1 protein-coding gene (only partly in view) is annotated in these 23634 nt (G+C 70.1%); it reads right to left on the bottom strand.

Features of this window, described 5'->3' with window-relative positions; all coding sequences use genetic code 11:
* On the bottom strand, positions 1-23634 hold the 3' portion of the coding sequence (locus tag AB0959_RS08645; protein WP_366825581.1) for a lonely Cys domain-containing protein. Its footprint extends 9345 nt past the window's final position; only the last 23634 of its 32979 coding nucleotides appear in the window; its start codon lies beyond the right edge, outside the window — the gene reads right to left on this strand; the stop codon is at positions 1-3.

Here is a 23634-nt window from a genome sequence, read left to right on the forward strand (position 1 = left end):
CTACGTGCTCTCGCCCGTGACATCGGGCTCCAGCGGCTGCCCGAGGGGATCCGCTACGCCGGCCAGGTACTTGTCACCGTCGTGAACCAGCAGAACGGGCCGCTCAGCGGACGAGCCGTACACGCTCAGCACACCGTCCGGTCCGACGACGGCGATGGGGACGCTGCCCAGCTCCCGGGCGACAGCCGTGGCGAGGGCCGCGTTCACCGCGACCGAGGTTGCGGCCGGGTCGATGGAGAGGCCGGCCGAACCGGCCAGCAGACGGAAGTGCTCGACCGGCGTGAGCTTGAGCCCACGGGCCGACACCACCCCTTCGCGCAGGGCCGCCTCCAACTCCTGGCTGGGCCTCGGCCGGAGACCCACGGAATCCGCGGTCAGGACCGCGAGCTCGATGTCGCGGGCGGGGTCCAACGGCGGCAGGCCGGCGTCCGGCAGATCGGCCTCGGTCACCCGTCCGACGGCCCAGCCACGCAGGTCCCCTTCGGTCCCCGGCGGCGCCACGCCGGCCTCCTTCAGGGCCCGGCCCAGCGCCTCGCCGAAGGCGTCGCCGGGGCCCTCGACGGCGTGGAGGGTGAAGGCCGTGCCATGGAGCTCGGCGGTGGCCGGTCCGGTGCGCTGGTGAGGTGGCGCGGGCTCCCCCGGAGCGGTGGGCTCGGAGGACGCCCGGGCCTCGCTCCGCGCCACCGGCGTCGTGGGCACCGTCCGCGCGACAAAGGTTGGAGGCTCCTCGGACGTGCCGAGTGCCTGCGGCTCCGAGGCCGGCTCAGGTTCCGCGGGCACCGTGGTCTCGTCATCCCCAGGGTCGCCCGTGCGGACGTCGTGGGCCGAGCCCGCGTTCCCGGACCACGCGTCGTGGCCCGTCGCGGGCTGCGAGCCGCCGGCATCGGGGTGGGTGTGCGGAACGGTGGTGCCGGCCCCCTGCGACGCGGTGCCATCCCACGTGAGGTGGGCGTACCAGTCAATGGGGTCGAACCGGATCAGGGGCTCGCCACCGGGGGCGTGCTTAGCGATGATCTTTCGCTGGACGGACTCACTGAAAGGCGACGGTGGGCTCCAGAACTTGAGGGCGCCATGCATGACGGCCGTGCCCGCCGCCATCATCAACCAGACGATCTCGTCATGGACCTGAAGGGAGACGCGGGTTCCGTCGGGGTGGGTGAGGTCGTAGATGTCCACGTCGCCGGTCATAGGGATGGCCCGGCCGTCCTCGATGCCGTATACGACGCCGTCCCGTACGGAGATGACGCCCGCCTCCGACAGGCGCCGCATCACCGGTGAGAGCTGATCGTACTCGTACCGGCGCTCGTTGTGGCGGGCGAGGATCGCCTCCCACGTGTCGTCGTCCTGGTCGTCCCGGCTGGGCAGTCGGGGTTCGAAGAAGCCGACGAAGCCGTCGGTCTGCGGGTCGGCGCCCAGAAGGACGTCGATCTCGTTGATGGTCTTGGCCTTTACGGCCGACGGCTTGGGCAGGGCCCCCTGAGCGAGCCGCGGCGGGACGGCCGGGTTGCCGGCGCGTAGGGTGATCACCTTGTTCCAGGATTGGGAGATCCGGCGGAACTTGGGGTAGTCCCCCTTGGGGATGCCGTACATGTCCTGCGCGATGTTCGGGTCCACCTGCATCGGCGAGAGAGGCGGCTCGGAGTCCGTCGACGAGCCGCGTGGCGACTGGTCGGGGCGGTGCGGGAGAAGCTCGCCCGCGTCCGTGCCCAGCACCGGCGGGACCCCGATGCCGGCGGTGGTGGCGGGCAGGCCGGAGTTCCAGTCGGCGTCACTGGGGTAACGGGTGCCCTCAGGCACCGCCTTCAGTTCGGCGACCGGCTTGTACACCTGCTTTATGGGGCCTCCGTTGACGCTGTACAGCATGCTCGAGGGATCGCCGTCGGCGTCCTCTCGCAAGTGGATCTGCGCCGAATTGCCATCGGGGGACTTCGTGACGGCCGTCTGATGCGAAGGCCACCACACCGTCTTGCCCAGTTCCTTGGCCACGAGCTGGTTGCGCTTCGCCCGCTCACGGACCGTCGTATCCGCCATGTCCGACGAGCCCACGTTCGTGCCGCACTCCAGCAGAAGGACGTGGTCGACCGAGCCCAACTCCAGGTTCTTGCGCATCATGGCCAGGTCATGCGGCTCGTCGCGTCCGTGGCGTACGGAGAACGCCACAGGGCCGCCGATGACCTTCTCCATGGGCAACTGGCGGGTTGAACGACCCGACTCGTCCGTCCTCCACAAAACGACGCTCGGCGACCCGTCCGCCAACCGTCGGAGGGCCGGCTCCCGTTGTTTCCAGTCGTCCGGCGTGAACTGGGCCAGCACCACTCCGGCACCGCTGGCGTTCTTGACCCGGTACCACTTCACGGACGGCGCGGTGTCCGAGGGAACCGTGTCCGTCGACGGCTTGGAGGGTGTCGCGCCCTCAGGCGCCTTGGACGACGACCCCTCACCCTTCGACGACGGACCCGCACTCGTGGCCGGCGGAGCCGCCTGCTTACTCGTGGACGCGGGCGCCGTACCCGAAGGCGCCGTACCCGTGGCCGTAGTGGCCGGTGCCGTGGGCTCACGACGGTCCCGCCACGGCCGGTCCGCCGGCAGCTCGTCCACCTCGCTCAGGACCACATGCTCGTACAGCGTGCGGTCGCCATCCTCGTTCTCGTACGCGCGAATCTCGCGGGAGCGCACCTCGAGCAGGGTCTCCTGCCTGAAGAACGTCTGCCCCACGGAGGGGTTCCACGCGATCGGCGACACGTCCACCGCGTAACGGGCACTCTCGACCTCGAAGACCCGGATCCGGCCGCTCCCCGTCTCCACTCCGGACATGGCGAAGTCCTGTCGTAGCGACGCTCCGTGAAGTTCCGGCACCCACACCGAGTGCAGCTCTCCCGAGGGTCGCTCGCCCTCCGCCCCGGTCAGCGGCGCGGAATCACGGACCGCCCAGAACACACTCCTGCCCACCGAGGGCAGCCTCTTCAGCCCCTGGGAAGCGACCGCGATGTGCAGCGGCATGTCCTCGTACACCATGTCGACCACATCGTCGACGGCGCTGAGCAGCCTGGCCCTGTGCTGGGCGAGCACACGGCTCCTGTTCGTCAACGGCCTGGGTTCGTCCATCGTGCGGAAGTGGCTCATAGCCGCACGGGCAACGCTCCGGAACCTGGGCGCCCCCATCATCATCCACGGAAAGCTCCCGCGGCCGTCGAACACCGACTCCACGATGGCGCGAAGCCCCTGGCGCAGCTCGGCCCTGGTCAGCGCCCCCGCGTTCCGCCAGAAGTCGAAGACCGGTCCGTCCGGTCCGCTCAGCAGGTGCAGCGCGGTGATGTGCTCGTCTCCCAGCAGGGTCAACAGGTTCTCCCGGTGGCGCCCCCGCCAGTTCGCCAGGGCGTCCATCCGGCCGCTCAGCCCACTACGGGGCACATCGCCGTCGGTCACATCGTCGTGGTCGACCGCCTTGCTCTGGAGCACGCGGACGATGCCTTCCGGGATCCGGCCGTCACCGGTGACCGGCGGCGTCAAGAGGTCCTCGGTGAGGTCGAGGTAGAAGGTGTTCATCGGCAGGGTCGGTCCGACACGCGTCTCGCCGGCGGGCGCGAAGGCATGGTCCGCCCACAGGTACAGGTGCGCTCCGTCGCCTGCCACGGCGATGGTGTCCGCTATGTCATCGAAACCGACCCCGGCCCTCGTCGAGGCGCGCACCACTTCGTGCAGCGAGTACGCGTACCGCATGGGCGTACCGACCAGCCACGCCACCACGGCCTTACGGAAGGCCAGCAACTGCGGGTACGTGGGATTGGCCCGTCCCGCGTACTCCTGGAACAGCAGCCCGGGCAGTTCGTGATCTTTCTCGGTGATCCGCACTCCGCGCAGGAAGTACTCGTCCCTGACCGCGCTCGGGGACGGAAGCTTCTCTTCGAAGTCCCCCAACCGGCGCTTGGGGAACGCCCTCGTGAAGAACTCGATCATCACGTCTCTGAGGGCTGTTGCTGTCGGCCGGGTTCCACCGACGGCCTCCACCGCGTGCCGCGCGGCATCGAGCGCTTCACGATCGGCGGCGAGCTTACGGGCCAGAGCGGCTTCGTAGGCCCGGGCGTGGCTCTTCCACTTCCCCCGGGTGTACAGGCCCTCGGCCCAGGCGCCCTGCTGGGCGAGCGACTCGGGGCCCACCGTTTCGACCAGCGGCCGGGGCGTGAACCGGGTGAACCGAGGCGCCGGGTAGTCGGCGGTGGACTCCAAGAGCAGGTCATCCGTAAGGGGCTTTCCGCTCTCGGACGTCACGGACGCTCCGGTCCTCACGTACCCGAGCGTGGTGGGGCCGGCGAAACCGGTGTTCTTGCTCCAGTCGGCGGCGGACTGTGCCAGCACAGCGCTGACGGCGTGTTGCCGCCCGGCCGAGCAGGAGGCGTACACGATCGGGATGTCCGGTACCCCGAAGGAGCGCAGAAGCTGCTTCGCGTGGACGCCGACCTGGGCGCCGCTCGCCCGCTTCGAGCCGTACCGCGACGCCACGACGAGGCTCTTGCCGGAGCCGTGCGCGGAGTGCCAGCCCACGTGTCCGGGCTTCCAGAGGACCGGATGCTCCTGATCGCTGTACGTCCCACCCTGGAACGTGCGGTATGTGCTCGCCGCCGCGCCCTGGGCGGCGGCGTTCGCGCGGACGAGCTCGTCGCTGGAGCCCATGAGAGTGATGCCGGTCTGTGCGCCGTCCCGCCCACGGATCGTGCGGCTCTGGAACTCCCGGTCCCACACCTCGGGCGACAGCGGCCGGCGAAGCTCCTTCAGGGTGGCCACGACGTAACTCTGGTTGTGCCGCTCGTCCCGCTCGATGCGGTAGCCGATGTACCGGTACGACACCTCACGGGGGTACATCGCCTTGCCCCGGTCGGTGTGAGCGACCTTGGGCAGGAACGGAGCGACCTCACGCGCCGAGGACTTCAGCACCTCGTACAACACCAGGTGCTCACCCTCGCGGTTCTCACCGGAACCGAGCAACTCATCGAGCAGAGCCTGCCTGTCGACCGACACGATGTGCAGCGACCGCGTACGGACGTCTTTCTTCTCGTTCCCGAAGGTGTGGGGGCCGTCCACCGACCCGGCGGCCCACCTGCCGAAATACGCCCGACGATGCACCGGAATGAGCCGCTCGGCCGCCTCCGACGCCAGCTCCGCATACGCGCTCAGGGCCTGATACCCGCTCAGGGCCTGCGCGGTCTCCCCCTTGATCACCTCCACGGCCCGCTCGACCAACTTCTCGACCTGGTCCCACTGTTCGCTCTCGCTCCGATCGTTTGTCCTGGCCCGCTCAGCCCGAGCCAGCCGCCGACGGAACGTCTCATCGATCCGGAACAGCGCCGGGTACTCGTCCTTGCCTTTCCATGCCTGAACGACCAGTTCCTTCGCCGTCTCTTCCAGCGACGGATGCGGGTCCTCGCCCTGGGGGGAATCAGTGCTCTGCGCCGGACGCAGCTGGAGCAGACGCCGGTCGGGACCGGCGGCCAGATACAGACCGAGCACATGCCCGGCCTTGAGGTTGTTCACCCCGTCCAGCATGCCCTGGCGTTCCCACAGCTCCATCAGAGCCATACGACGCCAGAAAGACGGGGTGCCTGCCACCACGGCCGGGGTTCGCGCGCCCTCCAGATCGGCCATCGTGGCGATGCGCTCGAGTTCCGCGCGGGTCTCGGCGTCGAAGGCGTCCCACACCTCATGGAACCACCGCTCATGCGGCTGCCTCAGTGCGTTCCAGACGGGGCTGCCGTATCCGTACTCCTTCCGGAACGACTCGATGATTGATTTGTCGATGGCCCGACGGGGATCGAGCTGGGAGTCGCTCCAGGCGTACAGCCGCGCCGCGTCCACCAGTCGAGAGGGCGCTACTTCATCGCGGACGCCGGCCTTCTGCGTCGCCGCCAGCACCTCGGCCAGCGAGTGGGTCCTGAGGCCCCAAGCGATCAGGGCGTCACGGAAGTACATCAGGTTGCCGCCGGGCACCTTCAGAACGCGCCGCACCCGCATCAGGTGCGTGACCGCCTCGGCCGGCCCCATCGCGAACCGGTAACCGAGCTCACGTGCCCGCTCACGAACCTCAGGAGCGTACGGGACCACGACGTCGGGCACGCCCGACCGCCCCGTCGGATTCAGCTCCTTCTGCTTCAGGGCCCACAGCCTGCCCAGCGCCTTCGGATAGTCCGGATTGTCGAACACCGCATCCGCGATGGCGCTCATCCGGTCATCCAGAGTGGCGTGGGTCTTCTCATCCATGAGCCACTGGAACTGCATCTCCGCGGCCTGCTGACTCTTCCCGCGCGCGAACAGCTTGAACGTGTCGAGGCCGATGTGCTGTTCGTAATACGCGAACAGAGCGTCGAGGGTTTTGATCAGTTCAGAATTCAGCTCCTTGTGGACGGAGAACACCATCCTGAGCGACGTCTCGTACTCCAGGCCCAGCTCTTCGTACCGGCTGGGCACACCAGCGGCCTTACGAGCGTAGAGATGCGGGAAACGCGGCTCCACGCTCCAACTCTGCGGCGTGTTGTTCCAGTACGCGTCGGGCGGGTAGTCGCCGAACGGCAGGGTCTCCTGCCCGACCCGTGCTCCGGGCGCGGAAACGGGGCGGGCGTACGGGCGCAGGCTGACGAAGCCGGCGGGCCCGCCCTGGCTGTCCACGTCAACATGGAGCCGGTCCGGCCGGCCGTCCCGGCCCGGCACGAGCGCGATCCGAGCGGGCACCAGGTGAATCGCCAGCCGCGTGCTGTCCACCAGCGGCTGCAGCTTCCCCACCGAGGTTTCCGGCGCCGACTGCGTGGAGCACGCGACCACCGTGATCGAGGTCAGGCCCGACTCGACCACCCGGTCCGCGAACTTCCCGAACTCGGCCATGTCCTCGGTCGGGTCACCGTGCCCGAACCAGAACGCGCTGCTGCCGTCCGTCACCGGCATGCGGCGCTGAACGCCGGACAGGCCCCCGGAGGGGACCGAATTCCACTGGGTGTACTCCGTGAGGTCCGCGGCCCGGCCCAGCGCCGGGGCACGCAGTTCGTAGTCCGCCCGGTTGAAGGCCGCCTCACCGATCCAGCGGCCGTGCCGGTCGGTGACGGGCCGGGCCACCACACTGGCCCCGTCGGGCGTGGTCCACCGCGCCGGCGGCGCGTCCACCGGATCGGCGTCGCTCCCGCCGTCCACCGGATCCTCAACCGAACCGGCATCCTCCGCGCCGAGGTCCGGTTTGCCCTCCGTCCGGCGAGCGGTGTCCAGCGTGTCGACGAGGCCCGGCAGCCGGCCCCACTCGCGGGCGTGGGTGGACCCGTGGCTCCGCAGCTCCCGCCGGACGGCGTTCAGGTCCTGCTCGATGTCGCGGATCTGGTCCCGGACCGCGTTGTGCGCCCGGGCCCCGCGGGCCAGTTCGCGGGCCGACCGCCGCAGCTCTTCCTGGGCCAGGTCCGCGGCGTCCTGGGCACGTTCGAGTTCCCCGGTGAGGGCGTCCTCCCGCTCGCGTGCCTCCTCGATGTCGCTTCGGATCCCGCTGCTCGCCTCACGCGCGGCCGTCAACGCCTCCAGGTGCCCCTGACGCTGCTGGAGGACGGCGGTCATCGTGGTGTGGGCTTCGTCGGCGTCCTGCCGGGCCTGCCGGGCTTCCGTGAGGGTCAGCTCCCGGGCGGTGGCCTCGGCGGGATCGGTCGCCGGTGACGTGGAGATGAGCCGCTCGAGGCGCTCCGCTTCGTCCTGTGCCGCTCGCCACTGCTCGCGCGCCTGCCGCTCCGCCTCCGGAGCGGCGTCGTACAGCCGCTGCGCCTCACGCACGGCCTGCTCCAGCCGGGCGAGTTCCTGCTCCGCATCCGCTATCCGGGACCGGACTCCTTGGAGCGCCGTGCGTACGGACTCGGCGGTCCGGACGGCATCGCGGTGGGCCTGGTCGGCCGTCCGGTGCGCGGTGGTGGCGGTGTCGAGCGCGCGCTGGGTCGTGTCCAGGGCCTGCGTCGCACCGGGTTGCCGGCGCAAAAGCTCCGCCTCGAAGTGACGCGCCGTCGCCTCACCGTGGACCGCGCGACCGTACGCGGCGATCGCGTCCCGCACCCGTCCCCACGCGCCGTCGGTGGCCGCGGTGGCATCGGCGAGGGTGCCGTCCGCGTCGAAGGACCAGTGGCGCAGCCCCTCTGCGGTCCGCACCACAAGTTCGACCGGCTTGCCGGATACGGCCGCGGTCCGCGACGCGACGAACACGGCACGAGCCAGCCGCGCCCCGTCCGGGTCGTCGCCCAGCGCGAGCCAGAGCTGCGCCGTGTCGTCCTGCTCGTCGATTCCGTCGGCCAGCACGTCCGGCAGGTCGGTGACCGTATGCCGCGCCCAGTCCCGCAGATCGTCCGCGTTCTGGTCGGCGAGCATCGCGGGCAGATCATAGATCCGGGGCGCCGGGCGGGCCAGCGTGACGCCGAAGCCGAGCACGTCGCGTTCCCACAGCCGTACGGTGGAGCTTCCGGTGACGTACCGGGTGCCCTCGGGGCCGCTGACCGTGATGACCGTGTCGACCAGGGTCTCGTAGCTGCGCGTGCCGCGCCGGTCCGCGGGCTCGCTGCTCTGCCCGACCCTGAAGCGGTCGTATCGGGTACCGGTCACACCGGTGCCGGAAGCGGCGGTGTGCGGCTGCTGGGCCGCCAGGGGGAAGCTGAGGGCCAGCAGTTGCACGTTGCCGGTCTGAAGGCTGTGCGTGCCCATAGCGCTGAGAGAGAAGGAGTTGCCCGCCGCCGAGGACGACGACGACGTGCGGGTCAGGGTGCGTATCCGGTCCACGGCCATGTCACTCGTGTCCGTGGCGGACCGCGGGTTGTGCAGGGACACCGCCACGGTGGGTGGGGCACCGGGGGTGTCCAGGGGCCAGCTGCCGGGCATCCGGTCGGTGAGGCCCGCCGCCGCACTCGGCGGGTCCACGCTGATCTCCCCGGACTGGATCAGCTCGCCCAGACGGGTCGCGGCGGCCTCCGCGGAGGCGCTGGCGGGCAGCCCCCATGAGTCGGCCAGGTCCGGGGCGACGGTGTGCAGGGCCCGCGTCAGCTGCGGGAAGGCGTTGAATTCGTAGACCGGGGTCGATCCGGTCGGCACCAGACGGGAGTTCGCCGGGAACGGAGGGACGCCCAGCGCCATCGCCCGCTGCGGCGTCATCGTCAGCGGGTCCTGCTCCAGCAGCGCCGGAGGCCGGGGCCCCGCGTACGCGCGCGGGGTGACGGCCTCGGAGCCGGTGAACCGCAGCAACGTGGCGGCCGGCACCGTGACCGAGCGTTCCGGGCGGGCGGAGAGCATTCGGCGGGCCGCGCCCAGCAGCCGGGCGACCAGGTTTCCGTCCAGCTCCGAGAAGGACAGCAGCCCGGCCTGGATGATTCCGCCGGGGAGGTTCGCCGGCCAGTCCGGCACCAGCTCGGAGCGGACCGAGGCGGTGAAGAGGTAGTCGACACCGTCGAAGTCGGCCGCGCTGTCCGTGCGCTCCTTGTTCCGGTCGTCCGCGGAGCTGCCGGAGCGTACCGCGCGGGACCGCGTGTTGGTGAGCGCGACGGCCAGACCCTCGCGGTCCGTGCGGTCGGTGAAGCCGGGGCGCGGATAGCGCGAGATCACGTTGGCCGCCGCCTGGTGCGTCCAACTGGTGGTGGAGGCGTCCGACCTCGCCAGGGCGGTGTGCGCCTGCTCCTGCTCCAGGCCACTGCCCTGGCCGGCCGGACGGCCGAGCACACCGCGCAGTGCGGGAGTCTGCATGACGGGCTCGGCCCCCAGCGTCACCTCGACCAGCCGCGCACCGCCGGACGCCACATGCAGGAAATGAAACCGCACGAACCCACCCGGACCGCGCCCCGGCAGAGCCCGCAGCGCCGACGGCTCGGTCATGTCAGCGAGCTTGGACTCCACACCGGAAAGGTAGGACGAGTGCCCCGGCCGCACCGCGCCCGGCGCCTCGTTCTCCACCAGCTTGGTCAGCTCCCGGTGCAACCGGTCCCGGATCTCGCGGCGGTTGACCAGGTCATCGAGTTGAGTGACCGACAGCACACTCGCCACAATCAGCTCACGCGTCCGCGCGAACGAGTCCGGCAACGGCACACTCGGCTGAGGCAGCGTCAAGGACGGCAGCCCGGCCATCCCCGCGAACCACCGGCCGTACCGGGCCAGCGCCTCCTCGGGAGACAGGAACGTCGCCGGCAGATCGATCGCCACCGTCACCGGGGCGTGAGCACCCAGCCCGACCATGTTCCCGACCGCGTTGCGCACCCCCCACCTGACCGTCACCAGCAACGTGGCATCGACGCCGATCCAAAAGTGGGCCCCGTCCTGGGTGGGAGTCCGGGTCACCTTCGTACTGGACTTCACCGCGCGCGATGCCTCGGTGCTCCGCGCGAACCTGTACCCCAGGCTCGGATTGAACTGGTGCACCAGCCTCGCGGGGTCGTCCGGGGGCATCTGGAGCCCAGTGAACGCGAAGTTGCCCTGCCGGGTCAGGAGGGTGCCCCACTGCAGGCCCGCCGAGTCCGCCGAGAGCACGTTGTGCTCGGTCGTCATGTTCTCGGTGCCCAGATGCCGGGGATTGCGCAGATAGCCCTCGATCGTCAACACCATGACGCGGTCCGCCGCCATGCCCGGCAGGGTCAGGCCGTCCATCACATACTGGCCCCCGAAAGTCTGCCCGGCCCGGGAGATGAGCGGGGCGGGCCGGATCCCGGCGTGCCGAGCCTGGGCCGCGTGGGTGCCCGGATCGTTCTTGGCCGCGCCCAGGACGGAGGTCGACACGCGCTTGTAGGTGAGGGTCGACCAGGTGAAAGGCAGGCGTACCGCCCGTGCGACGGGGGAGCCCACTCGGCCCGCCAACGTGGCGGCCCGGTTCACGTGACCGGCGAACCGGGCCGGGACCAGGCTCTTCCCGGCGACGGCGGTCTTGTGCGCGGCACTGGTGATCAGGCCCGCGGCGCCGGTGGCCACGCCGGAGACACCGGCGGCGGTCCGCCGCACGGCCCGGGTGAGCACTCCGGCTTCCGGACGGCCCGGGTAGGTCCCCGCGATGATCTGGCGGAGGGCCTCCATCAGCGCGCCGGTGGCGGGGAAGGTGTCCATGACCGCGCCGTGCGGAAGCCGGGTGATGCCGGGCAGCGGGCGGCCGTTCGCGTCGTACATGTCCAGGCGCGCATAGTCGTCGTCCGGGCCGCCGTCGGTGACCGGCTCGCGGATCACATACCCCGGCCGGGGCCCGGCGGGCACGAGACCGGTGCGGGCGCTCGGCGGGCGGGTGCGGTAATGCGGCACCAGCAGCGAGACGGTGCCGGGCACGGTGCCCGGGGTGGCCGTCGGGTTCCGCAGCACTACGGCATCCCGGGCACCGCCGGTGCCCGCCGGAGCCACCGCGTCATCCGTCTCCTCGTCCGGCTCCTCATCGGCGAAGCGCACGCTCGGTACGTCGTCGGATCCCTCGTACAGGTCCAGGGCGTGCCTGGCCGGTATCCGGAAGACCTCGCTGCCGTTCTCCGTCGTGACGGCCTTCTGCTCGAGACCGGTCGCGGTACCGACGCTCGCGGTGGAGGAGATCTGGCCGGCGCCGGTGTAGTCGGGGCCGGTTTTCAGCGTCCAGTCGCCGCCCAGGAGCGGGATGTTGAAACCGCCGCCGAACCCCAGGGCGCCGCCCAGCGCCGTACCGCGCTGACGTCCGCCGCCGGACTCGTACGAGCTGATCCCGACGTGGTGGACATCGGGCAGCCTCCGGGTGTGCTTGATCGGCCGGTCCGCGTCACGGGTGACGGAGAACCGCAGCTGCACCCGGCGGGTCCCGGTGGCGGTGCCGGGCTTCTCGAACCAGCGGGGACTCCCGCCGTCCACCGCCTCCGGCATCGAGGCGGCCAGGCCCAATCGGTTGCGCATCTCCCCCAACCGCACCACATTCGCCAACTGCGCCTGGCGGAGCGGCTCGTCCACCGGGAGGAACGACTGCTGGTGCTCGGCGGGCGGCAGGAAGCCCTCCCGCCTCAGCCATGCCTCCGCCCGGTCGAAGAGCTCATCGGCCCCCTCAACCTTGAAGGGCGTATCGGAAGACCCGATGCTCTCCAGGTTCTCCAGGTGTTCGGGCGGCTCACGGAGCTCGTCGGGGCCGGGCCGGTGCCCCGTCAGCGTGCCGCTTTGAGGCGTCAGCAGCCGCAGGGCGTCGTCCCACGGGCCGAAGGTATCGGTGATCGTGCCGCCCCCAGCGAGGTGGAGCGTCACCTGGTACGTGACCCGGCTGGGCGTGAGCAGGTTGCTGCTCGACGTGTGGACGCCGTGCGTGAGCGTCGCGCTGTTCTCGGTGCTCAGCCCTTCGTTCACCTGCCAGTTCACGTTCGCCTTGCCGACGAGGTTGCCGCCGAACGACCTCGCTGCGTGCGGGTAGCCTCCCGTGCGGTCGGTGGAGAACGTCGGCCCGCCCGTGCCCTCGACGCAGAACCCGCTGCTCCGCCTCCCCGACTGCTCCACGGTGGAGCCGTGCGTGAGGTAGGTCTCCAGGGAGGACTTGCCGTCGCGGCTCTTCGCCGTCGGCCGGCCCGGTTCGATATCGGCGACGGAGAGCTGGAGGACGCCGATCGCGTTGCCGCTGCCGTCCAGCAGGATCGGCGAGTACACGCCCCCGCCGACCTGCATGTGCGCGGTGCCGCGCAGCATCCGCTCGGCCAGGAAGGCCTCCAGCTCCGAGGCGTCGTGCATCTCGTTCAGCGGACCGAAGTGCTCGTGCGCGCGGAGTTCGTCGAGCAGCCGCCGCGGCTCCCCCACGCTCTCCACACCCCACAGCGGGATGTCGTCCACGTCCGCCGGCTCGGGCATGTCCGCCGGGTCGGTACCGTCGTCGAAGGCGCGGTGCTCGGGGATCCATGCGGTGATCGGGCCGTGCGACTGCTGCGGCTGCCAGTTGCCGGTCGTCTCACGCGCGGTGTCCACCCGGACCTGCCACAGCGCGCCGAAGTCCATCGGGTGCGCCGGGTCCTTGGCGATCTGCCTGCTCGTGACCGTGAGCGTGTCACCCACGGTGACGGACTGCGCGAACTGGTTGTGCATCACGGACACCGCGACCGTGACGTCACCCCAGCGCACCGGCCCCGGACCGTTGGCCGGCCGGATCAAGGTCCAGGGCACGGAGGCGCTGCGCACGTTCCCCGAACTCTCGCTGACGGAGGACGACTGGCCTCCCTCGGCGCGGCGCTCCACCTGGACGTCGGGCAGCCCCACGGCGTTCGGGCCGTACTTCGTCGAGAGCACGCCGCCCGCGTGGGCCAGCCGCACGTCGACGGTGTGCTCCAGGCGATCGTGCTGGACGGTGATCCGGTGGCCCTGCGAACTGCGCAGGTCGGGCCGGTTCAGCTCGATCTCCTCGGCGCTCAGCACGTCGCTCAACTGAGTGCGCAGGGTGTAGCCGTCGGGGCTGTCCGGGTCGACCCCGAGCTCCTGGATGATCTGCCGGTACAGCCCGTCGAGGACGGATTCGGGGGTCCGCTCGTGCAGGACCAGGCCGACGTGTCCGTCGTGAAGGGAGCCGTAGCTCCGCACGAACTCCGACAGCTCGCCGGGAACGGACGGCGAGGTCTGCGGTGCGGCGACCACGTCCTGCGGTGCGGTGACCACGTCCTGCGCGGAGCCCTGCGTTCCGCCGGGACCCGCCTCGTCCGGGCTCCGGTCACCGGCCGCCGGCGGCGGCAGGGCGTAGTCCGTCGCGGCAGTGCTCGCCGAGGCGGTCGGAGGCCGTGCGGGTGTCCGGTCCGGGGTGGGCTCCGGATCTGCGGGCGACATGGGAGTCGTGCTACGGCCGTCGTGGGCGTCTGCGGACGCCTTGGGCGCGGGTGTCAGCGCCCGCACGGGGATGTGGACCGCCCACGGGCCGTCGGCCTCCGCAGTCTCCTTCGTCTCGAGGGGCACCAGATACAGCCCCGAGTCGCCCGGCACGAGCCGATAGGGCTCGACTGCCACCTGTTCCGAGCCGATCTTCTCCAGCAGGGTGTCCGGGTCGTCCACACGGCCGATCCACCCGCTGTCCCCATACAGCACCGCACCCGTCGACAGGTGAACGAAGTCGTCGCCCAGACCGGATTCGTCAACGACCCTGAACCAGCCGTCCGGCGACAGCCGTCCCCAGCGCAGCCTGACCTCGCCCGAAGCATCGACCTGATACCCGACCGGCATCGGGCTCTGCGACGCCAGCTGATACGTGAACCTGCCCTTCCGCCGCACCGCGCCAGGCACGCTCCCCACCGCGACACGCGCCAGACCGCGGCCCCGACGCGGACCCTCGACCGGCACCCGCCGGCCGATCTCCCACCCCTCCGGCAACGGATCCTCGACCATGCCCGGCGCACCGCCCGGCAGACCGCCTTCGCGTACCGTCGGCGCGCCGGCGTAGCGCGTGTACGCGGTCCCGGCGGGCCAGGCACGGTCCGCTCCTGTGCCACCGATCCGCAGCCACGAGTCTCCCGGCAACGCCGCCGTGAAGCCGTCGTCTTCGACCGTACCGCCGCCCCGCCGGAACACCTCGGTACCCGCCAGCTGGCCCGACGGCATCTCGATCTCCCCGGAGAGGTACTCATCGGTGACGGTGAGGTGAACCGGCTGCCCGATGACGGCGGCCACACCGGTCGCCCACTTGAACACGGCGGGAGGGATGTCCGCCCCGGGGTAGACGATGACGAGCGGCTTCTCCGGCGACCAGCCCAGATGGGACAGCAGCGCGCTGAACTCCGGAGCACGCAGGGGTTGGTTGCCTTCGAGGCCGAAGACGGCCGGAACACCCCGCGCACCCGGCACGGCCCTGACGACGAAGGCGTCGTCACGCCCGAAGCGTTCGCGAACCCCTGCGGCGTCCCAGTCCGTCGCCGATCCGCCGACATCCTTGAGGAACGCCACAGCGTCCGGCTGCCGCGCCACGAAGATTCGCCCCAGCGACGCCAACGGCTCCAGCTCCGGCACACCGTCCGGAACGGGCCAGCCGACACTCCCGTGGGCGCCCGGCTGCGCGCCCTGGCCACCGAACCATGCCTTGACGGCGAACGCGGCCAGGGCCTGCTCCCGGTCGGCCTTCCGCCAGAAGATCGTGTCCAGCATCGCGCGCGGGCGGGCCGTGTTCCTGGGCGTATCAGCTTCGAACACGACGACGTCGCCGGGCTGTCGCACCCCGTCGGCGGGGTGTCGCACCCGCTGCACCAATTCGGCGTGCGCGTCGATCGGGTCGTAGCTGGGCGGTTGCCAGGCGGGGTCGTCCGCCAGTCGCAGAGCGGCGTGCACCAACCCGAGCGCGGTCTTGACCCCGACCTGGATCTCAGCCTCGTCCAGACTTCCGTCCGGCAGCCGGAACTCGACGTGATCCGAGCCGACGCCCACGACATTCTCGAAGTTGAGGGCGTCGTAGTGCTCGGTGGGGAGCCAGTTGTGTGGAACAGCCCCGTTGGGGGCGGCCCCCTCGGTCCCCTCGGATGTCTTTGGAGGCAGGGCCGCGGCGTAGGTCAGGCCGCGGTGGGCCTGGGCACGCGGGTTCATCGCGAGCCTGCCCAACGCGCTCTGGTAGCCACGGAACAGGTCGGTCAACGCGAGACGCTGTCGCGTACCGGTGCCGAACTGACGCGTGCTCACGTGGACATGCGCCCCCGCAGCCGGCGTGATGATCCCCCCGTGGTCGCGGATGATGCCCAACGCGGTCGCCAGGTCCTCCCATGTCCGCCGGCTGTCGCGCAGCAGCGGAGAGACCAACTCGGCGCCGATCGATGCGTCGCCCTCCAGGACCCAGCCGTTCCTGGTCTCCTGATAGCCCCCTTCCTGTGTCTGGGCGGCGTGGTGACTCCCGAACTCCTGCTGCGTGGTGAGCCCGGCGGTACGGAGTTTGTCGGTGATCGCCCTGAGCGCGGAGAACCTCTGCTCCCGCGTGAGGCTTTCCGGGAAGGTGAACTCGATCTCGACGCCGAACACCAGACCGCCGCGGTCCGGGTCGGCCAGACCGCCGGTGGCGTCCTCCAGCATGTAGGGGATGGGCGACTCATCACGTTCCCGCCGTGCGACGACCTGATCGGTCACCTCGTCGACCAACTCGGGACCCGACGCGGGCGCGACCGGCGTGCGCGACCACCACTCCCGCGCGTGATCCCGAACAACGGAGTCCGGAATCCAGACCGTCGGGGCACTGTCGGTGCCAGGGGCCGGCGTTTCTGCGGGCAGGCGATGGCGTACGACGTCGTACAGCGCCGCGTCGGCTTCCACGAGGGACGGGTGCCCGTCCGGGTGCGGTGCGGCGGCGTTCAGCGAGGGATCGAGCGGAATGCGGATGGCCGGGGCGTCCTCCTGCCCGTCCGGCCGGAGATACATCCCCTCCCATCCCGCGACCAGCGTGTACGGCGTGCTCTCGGAGTCCAGGAAGGCAGCGGACTTCCGCAGCGTGTCCAGGTTGGCGACCTGCCCGATCCACCCGCTGTCCCCCCGCAGGAACGCACCTGTCGGATGGATGAAGTCGTCGCCGAACCGCACCCACCCCTTCGACGAGAGCGCCTGCCCACCAGGCCGGCCGGGGATCTTGATCCGGCCCCGGTCACTGACCTCGTACCTGAAGGGGACGCTGCGGGACGAGGACGGACGTACATACCGGAACCACTGTTCCGGGGTGTCACCCGTACGCGTCGGCACGTCCTGCGCCTGAACCTTGACGACACCACCGCGACGTGGCTCCGACACGGTCACCGCACGGCCGAGCGGCCATCCCAGCTGCGACGGATCCGCACCCGTGTCCGGCGATCCGCCCCTCAGACCGCCGTGGTGACTCACCGCCGCACTCGTCGTGGAGGCCGTGGTGTTCGGCGTGGTGACGGCCGGGGTGGCCCGGGCGTTATCCGTGGCCGGGCCCGATGGGGTGAGAGCGGTGGTGGGCGTGACGGTCGCTGCGGACGGTGCCGTCGGCGTTCTCAGGGGCTCGTGGGGCGCCTCGACCGGATTGATCGGGCCCTGATCCGTCGCCTGTGGACCGTGGGCGTACGGCCGCCGTGCCTCCGCAGCCGCCCGTATTTCGGCGAGGGCCGCCTCTGTCTCCTGCGGGGTCGGCGTCAGCAGAACGGTGTGGTCCGGCTCGGCGGGATCGATGGCGTTGATGTCCACGCCCACGCCCAGGTCCTGAAGGGGGGAGCCGCCTGGAATTCGCGGCAGCAGATCCCAGGGCGAGGTGGACTTCCACAGGGTGGCCGGAGCCGGTAGCGGAGCCGGCGGCAGCGGAGGGGCCTGCATCGTGCCGATCGCATGCATGCCGTTCAGGGGGGCGAGCATGGCGAGACCGGGGAAGGACCAGAACCTCCGGCCGGTCGTCGTCGTGAGGGCGTCCCCGAGTCCGTTCACGTCCCCGCCGACAATCACGGCATCCGCCTTCAGATCCATGCCGCCGAACAGCGGGTCGTGCGACGCCAGGGCGGCGGCGTCCCCAACGGGCACCGTCCGCATGACACCGTCGCCGAAGTCGACGGTGACATGTCCGTGCTGCGAAGAGGGACTCAGGCTCAGGACGAGCGCTCCGCGCCTACCCGGCTGTACCCAGGGGCTCTCGTACACGCCGATGGACCGGAAACTACCCGGTGTGCCGACAACGCCGAGGGCCTGGCCGGTGTGCACGCGCAGCGTCTGCGCGGTGCTCCCGGCCCAGTTCCGGCCCGCCGCCCGAGTTCCGTCCGCATTGGCGATCAGCGTCCGCGGGCCGAACGCGCCCAGCGTCTCCAGATGGAAGGCCGCCAGTTCGACGGGGTTGTGGATGTCGCGCCCCAAGGCAGCGGCCTGATTGACGAGCAGACGGAGGTGAGCCCGGTCGGCCTCTTCGACCTGGTGGTTGGCCGGCAGGTACAGGACCCGCCGCGCTACGGCATCTATGTCGGTAACGCTTGTCTGCCATTCGGCGCCCTTGACCATCGCCCAGAACGCGTCGGAGATCTCGTTCTCGCCCACCACTGGCCGCGGTCCCGAGAGGCGCAGCACACGGGCCACGAGCTCCTCGAACCTGGTCTGCCCCTGCCGCTGCCGGTAGGTGTGCAGATTCTGCCCCAGTGTCCTCAACGGACCAAGACCGGGGTGGTCGGTGAGCGGCCGGGTTACGCCACCCGGCCCGGTCGCCTCGCGGGCCGCCCATCGCAGCAGGTTCCGGTAGTCGTCCCTGTTCGGCGGAGCGTTGTGGTCCATCGCGGCTGACGCGCCCCCGGCGGCCGACCGGGACCGCTCCGCACGGGCCGCCCGCTCGAACAGGTCCATGTGGAAGGGGGTTTGGGCGGCGAGCAGCGGATCGGCCTGCCGCATCCGCTCCAGCGCGCCGGCGCCCTCCAGCAGTTCGTCATAGCCGGGTTTGTGGTCGATGTCGTGTCCGAAGACGTGCCGCAGCGCATGCACCAGCCGCCCGGTGGCCTCGCGCACCTCGGGCGTGGCCCGGCCGGCATCGGTGTGCAGCTTCGCCGTGCGCGCCCGCTTGTCCAGCTCCGCGCCCTCCGGCAGGGCTTCGAGGTCCACCCAGGACTCGGGCCCGGCGCTCCCGCCGTGGATGTCCGTGTTGACGACGTAGAAGTACTTTTTCCGGCCGTTCTCGACGACAAACGACATCCCTATGGGCCGCTTGTTGACGCGTACCTTGGCCGCCCGCACTCGGTTGGCGCTCGACTGGCCCACGGAGAAGGTGCGCAGCACGTCGGGGACGAACGGCGGCCGGGCGCCCTGGTGCAGCGCGTCGAGGCGGGCGGTGGGAGTGCCGCCCCAGCACACGGCCTCGTTGACCGAGGCCTCTTCCGGGTGCTGTTCCCGCAGGTCCTGCCAGCTCCGCCGACGGCCGATCCAGTCCCCGAGCTCCTCACCCGTCCGCTCGTCGGGCGAACCGCTCTCCAGAGGGAAGTCCGCTTGCCCCGGCTGGGCGTGGCCTATGTAGTTGTAGACGGTGTTCGGGGAGCCGAGCGGCGCCAGGGTCTCTTCGGGCCCGACCTCGTCGGTCGCCGGGTTCCGCGCCCGGTACGTCGTGATCTCGTCGAGATGGCCATACTCGTCCTCGCGCCTGCCGGCGAATTCCTGCGGCGTAAACGCCGCCCGGCCGGACGGCCGGCCTTGATTGTTCGTGAGGGGTTGACTGACGATCCGACGGTCCTCGGCTGTCACCGGATCGGCGGGCCGGCTCGCCGGACGGGGGGACGTGTGGATCCAGGTCCCGCGCGGCACGGGCGCGCCTTCGAGGTGGACCAGGGCGACGGTGTGCGGGGCGGAGGCGTTGGTGGCCTTCAGGTGCAGCGTGCCGCTGGTCGAGTGCAGGTGCCGCTGAAGGCGGTCACTCACGTGGCCCGGCAGTTCGACGTAGCCGCCGCCACCGTCGTTGACGAGCAGCAGGACCCGGACGTTCTGCGGCTTACCGGCCAGGAGCGAGTCCAGCGCCAGCAGTTCGGCCAAGACGCCCTTGGACGCCTCATGGACCATGCTGTGGCGGTCCTTGACCTGGACGTTGTTCCGGTCGCCAGTGGCGTGGACGACGTACGGCCGGTGGCCGTTCACCCGGGCCGACCAGGGCGCGGAGCCCCCCATGTCACGCTTCCCCATGACGATGTCACGCTTACCCACGACGCTGACCTGCTTGTACTGAACACCGACCTGGTCCAGATCCAGGTCCTGGATCTGCTCCTCTGTCCAGTTCCACCCGTAGTCCGTGCCGTCCGGGGCGGTGAGCGCGTACCTGGCGTCGAAGACGCCCAGATTCCTGAGGTGGACCGCCCTCAGTGTGTCCAGACCGCCCGTCTGCTCGGCGTGCCCGCCGGCCGGGTCGGTGGCCGCCGCGAACAGCGCGGTGTACTGGTCGGGGCTGACGGCCGCGTCCGGCGCCAGGCCCAGCACCCGTCGCGCCACCGCGGACAGGTCGAACGGCCCGTCACGCAACGCCGGGTCCGCGTCCGCCGAGCGCAGCGCGTCCAGCCGCCGCACCGCGTCCGCCTGCGCCACAGAGCCCGAAGGCGACTGCCCCGGGACAGTGCCCTTCAGCGGGATCCTCACCGCCTTGGCATCCCGCTCCCCGGCCGACGACTCCGGCACCAGGTACATCGCCGAGTCCTCCGCGACCACCACAAGCCGGTACCGCGCGGTCCCGTCAGCCGGGAAATCCGGGTGCGCCCGCAACGTATCCGCATCGGCCACACCACCGAGCCAGCCGTCACCGTAGAGCAACCCGTCCAGCCCGTCCGCCGACTCGTGGACGAAACGCGAACCGAACCTGATCCACCCGTCCGACGACAGAACCTTGCCGGGCGCCGGCTCGACCTCGCCCGCCTCACCGACCCTGTACCCGACCGGCCGCGATGCCTCCCCAACTTTACGCTCATAAGCGAACGACCACTTCAGGGCCACCGGAGCCTTGCCCTTACCCTTGCCCGTACCACCAAGACCGGGCACCTCGGATACGGGCACCTCGTCCAAGTCCCCGACAACATCCGGCCCCCCGACCGTCACCGAACGACCGATCGGCCACCGATTCTCGTACGGAGTCCCGACCGAGTCGGGCGAACCGCCGACCAGACCGCCGGCCCAGGGCTGGCCGGTTCCGACGGCGCCGCGCAGGGCCAACTGGCGCGGGCCGCCGCGGCGGTCGTCGAACACGATCGTCACCGTGTCGCGGACCGCCTCGCTACCGGAGGAGTCCTCGTCGAACTCGATGGTGAAGTTGTCGGCGGTGATGTGCTGCCCCGGCGAACCGAGCTGGAGCTCCTTCAGTTGTGCGTTCAAGAGCTTCCGGAACAAGGCCTCGACCGCCTCAGCACGCTGCCGGCCAGGACCGCGGCGCTTCACCCCGCCAAGACCGCGGCGCTCCCCTCCATGGATGAGCCTGAGTTTGGGCAGCTGCAGCAGATGGTCGGCGTTCCACAGCCCGGTCCTGGCCACGGTCCTGACCAGGCGGGCCTCGAGAATCGTGGCCGCGTCGTCAGGCAGCTCCGTCTCGTTCCTGGTGAACGTGATGGACGTCGGATACGAATGGTGGCCGCTGAGCACGACGCTGGTGAGCGGGTTGACCACTCGCGCGGGGTCCTCGCTCAGCAACTTCGCGTTGACGTCGTGCACCGACTCGCCGGGACGCTGCGAGTACATCCGCATGTACCACAGGTGCTTGCCCGGGATAACCGATTCGATCTTCTTGAGCACGGATATCGCCGCTTTGACAGCACCTTCCAGCTGCCGCTCCGCACCCTCGCGTTCCTCTGAGCCCTCGGGCGACGCGAGTATCTCCTGGGCCGACTTCGCCTTGATCAGGAGCACCACCAGGTCACGGTAGACGCGCGCCTCCTCCAGGAGCTCATCGCTTCCGGCCTCCTCCCGCCGCTCGATCTCCCGGTCCAGCTCCGACGCCATCTCCCGCAGCCGGTCAAGGCCGTAGAAGAACAGGTTCGCCAGCACGGTCCCGCGCCGCCGGGCCGTCCGCGGGATTTCCCGCGCCTCGTTCTCCAAAGAAATCTGATGAGTACCGTCCTCGCTTGCGAGGACGACGGTCAGGAGGTGGTAGCCGAAAGACGAACCTCCTGACTCGACGTCAGGTTTGGCGTAGTTGCGTTCCAGACTCGGCTGTCCCTGCGCTCCGGGTGCGGCAATGGACTGCACCAGGTATCCCTCGCCGATGTCGGCCAACGCGTACTCGTTGATCCGCAGACGACGAGCCGCGTCCGACAGGGCGTCACGCCGCGAAGCGTCGGGTTCGGAAAGACTCAGCGCACTGCCGTACGACTGGCCGGGCAGGGGACCACCCTCGCCCGTGAGCCGGTCGTTCTGACGAACACCCGTGAGCCGGTCGTCCTGACGAACAAAGGAGGCCGCCCACTTCGGAGTCACGTCATCCAGTGAGATGTCACCGTTCGCCACATCGGCCAGGGCAGCGGCGAGGTAGTGCGTCCCGGTTACCTCCACGCTGTCGGAGACATTGACCGGCGCGGTGACCGCCTGACCCTCCGGGGAAGCGGAGAAGACCAAATGCGAGGCACGGTTGATGCCGGACACCATATTGGCGAAGTCTCGGGACGCCTCCTCTTCGGAGGCTCCCGAACGGGTCAGGAACACGGGAGTAACCCGGAAAAGCTGCCTGGTCCCCCCGTCAGCGGTGGGCAGGGTGACACTCAGGTCCTCATCGATCTCCAGCCGCACCCCACTGCCGGCGCGTACCAGCTTGACCGACGCCCTGTCGACAGCCTCGGCCGTCGCGAAGACCTGCTGTCCCAGAACACCGTTCTCCACGGCGAGCGTACGGTCCGAGGAGATTTGAAGTCTGGGACGATCGGCGATGAGTGTCTCGGCATAATCCAGCGTCGACAGCAGAAACTTCGGGGCGTTCTGGTTCCCCGCCATCGCGCGGGGAGAGTACTCCTCACCCCGCGGGGCACTCCATGGCCGGCGGAACAGCACACCGTCGCCGCGGTTGTCCACGACGCCGTAGTTCACCGTCGCCAGCGGCCTGGCACGCCGCGCCTCGATGTCCTGACGGCCGGTCTCCGGGACGGCCCCTTCGCCGACCGACTCATCGTCTTCCGGCCCGACGGAAATATCGCCGTCACCGCCCGCGGCATCCCCGACAGCAGCACCATCAATTTCGTTGTCCGAATCCGAATCCGACTCGAATTCAGTTTCAGTGTCTCCCCCATACCTATCAGCGTAGCCCGGCCGAGGGGACGTGAGCCTCGCCAGGAGATCAGCATCACCAACTCTACCACCCGAATCCGAATCCGAATCGGACTCGAATTCAGTTTCAGTGTCACCCCCATACCTATCAGCGTAGCCCGGCCGAGGGGACGTGAGCCTCGCCAGGAGATCAGCATCACCAACTCCACCACCCGAATCCGAATCGGACTCGAATTCAGTTTCAGTGTCACCCCCATACCTATCAGCGTAGCCCGGCCGAGGGGACGTGAGCCTCGCCAGCAGGGCCGACTGATAGGACATGAGAGCCGCTTCGGTCGCCAACTCCTCCGGAGACGCGGAAAGAGCCAGCGCACCCAGACGACGAACATCCCCGCGGCTCACCTCACCGGGACCCAGGCCCAAGACCCGCCGAGCCAGATCTTGAATGCCCTCAGGTATCCCCTCGAACGTGACCGGCTCCTCCGCCCTCAGCCGAGCAAGCCGCCGCAACGCCTCGGCCTTCCCCAAAAGCACATCCGCCCCATAGGCGTCACTCGCCTGGGGACTTGACGGCCGGCCGGGGGGACCAAAGAACAACTGCTGCAACGCATCAGCCTCGAAACCCGGCCGCGGCCGCGCCCCAGTACCGGTCCCCGGGGAGCTCGCATACAATTCATAAATTCCGTCGACCGAATCAGTGTCTTCCAGCCCAACGGGAATATCACCGTAAGTCTCACCCGGCGCGTCACCCGCGGCATCCAGGCGGCTGACCACATCCGAGGGCGCGTTCTCAGCCATCCGCTGCAGAGCCGACAGCATCACGACGTAGGCCTCGGCAGTCATCACCCCCGGGTCCCGCCGCACAGCAGACTTCCCGGAAACCTCCGGCAGCACACCCCCCGGCTCCGCAACCCCCCACCTGACAGCCGCCGCCTCCGCCTCCAGCCCCGGCGCAACAGACTCGCCCGGCTGCGTGCCGACCACAGCCACACCCGTCTCAGGCAACCGGAAAATCCCGGACAGACCATCAAAGGTCCA

It is taken from the genome of Streptomyces sp. NPDC046862, assembly GCF_040704615.1.
Classification (GTDB): domain Bacteria; phylum Actinomycetota; class Actinomycetes; order Streptomycetales; family Streptomycetaceae; genus Streptomyces.